General features: G+C 65.9%; 1 protein-coding gene. It reads left to right on the top strand.

Annotated elements, in window-relative coordinates:
• Positions 1 to 70 precede the first annotated feature (70 nt).
• Positions 71 to 1,351, top strand: a complete 1,281-nt coding sequence (gene tnpC, locus GJ654_RS20635) for an IS66 family transposase (protein ID WP_155448058.1) — start codon at positions 71 to 73, stop codon at positions 1,349 to 1,351.
• Positions 1,352 to 1,422 lie beyond the last annotated feature (71 nt).

The raw sequence follows: 1,422 nt of genomic DNA, 5'->3' as shown, positions 1-1,422 counted from the left end.
GTAATTACCCAGGCCCATCGGCGGCGCGGCAGGGCTTGCGCTCCCGCCCGGATTTTGATTCAAAATTTGGATGAATCGCGGTGATTTGGAGCGCCTCAGCAAGGACGAACTGATCGAGCTGGTTCTGCGGTTGCAGCGGCCGGACAAGACCTCGCGCAATTCCTCCAAACCTCCATCGACCGATCGCAAGGAGCGGCGCGAGGACTCCAGGCCCGGCGGCGCCAAACCCGGACACGAAGGCCATTTCCGCGCGCTCAGCGACGACCCCGACGCCTTTGAAGACCACGTCCCTTCCATCTGTCCGTGCTGCGGGCTGGCTTTCGACGTGGACGCCGAGAGGGAGTTGATCGGTGAATATGATGAGATCGAGTTGCCGCCGATCCGGCCGTTCGTTCGGCGCCATCGGCGGTTTTCGATCCGCTGCGGGCGCTGCGGCGCGACGACCGAGGCGCCGCTGCCGGAAGCCGCCAAAGGCTCGCCATTCGGGCCGAACATCCATGCGATGGCGGTCTATCTGAAGAGCATGCAGCTGTTTTCCTACGAGCGGCTGCGCCTCGCGTTTTTCGATCTGTTCGGGCTGAAAATCAGCGAAGGCGCGCTGATGAACATGTTCAAGCGCATGCAGGCGGCGTTCGCCGCCAGACGGGACGCGGCGCTGTCGCAACTGCGCCGGGCGCGCTTCATCGCCTGCGACGAAACCGGCGCGCGCATCGAGGGCGTCAACGCATTCCAATGGGTGTTTTGCAGCAAAGACGCCGTCGTCCACAGCGTCGATTTCAGCCGCGGCGCCCAGGTCGTGCGCGACGCGCTCGACGGCCATCGCCCCACGGTGTGGACTTCCGACCGTTACAGCGCCCAGCAGGGCCACGCCGACCGGCAGCAAACCTGCCTTGCCCATCTCGATCGCGCCGCCCGCTTCGCCGACGAGAACAGCGAGGATGACGCGCCGTTCCGATTGCGCCTGTGGTTCGACCGGGCTTTCGCTCTCGGGCGCGACATCACCACCATCGCCGCCTCGACGCTGCGCGCCAGACGGCGGGCCCTCGAGCGCGATCTCGATCTTATCCTCGCCGCCCCGACCGACTGTCAGCTGACCCGAGACCTGATGGCGAGGGTCGGTCGCGCCCGCGACCAACTGCTGACATTCTGCGACTTTCCCGGCGCGGTCGAGCCCACCAACAACGTCAGCGAACGCGGCCTGCGCCCAAGCGTGATCCAGCGCAAGGTCACCAACGGCTACCGCGCCAGATGGGCCGCGGACCTCGAAGCCGGCGTGCGCACCGCCGTCGATACCGCGCGCCTGGCGGGCGCAGGTCCGTTCAAGACCATTCTCGAAATCGTCGCTCACTGACACCAGGCGAACGCGGCCAAAGCCGCCGCGCCAGAAAAGTCACTTCGCGGGATTCGACCGTGGGTAGTTAC

It is taken from the genome of Rhodoblastus acidophilus, from assembly GCF_009720655.1.
Classification (GTDB): Bacteria; Pseudomonadota; Alphaproteobacteria; order Rhizobiales; family Beijerinckiaceae; genus Rhodoblastus; species Rhodoblastus acidophilus_A.
This window is presented reverse-complemented; position numbering and strand designations above follow the sequence as displayed.

Coding starts and splice junctions, on each gene's coding strand:
- tnpC (WP_155448058.1), top strand. CDS start 71: ATGAATCGCGGTGATTTGGAGCGCCTCAGCAAGGACGAACTGATCGAG.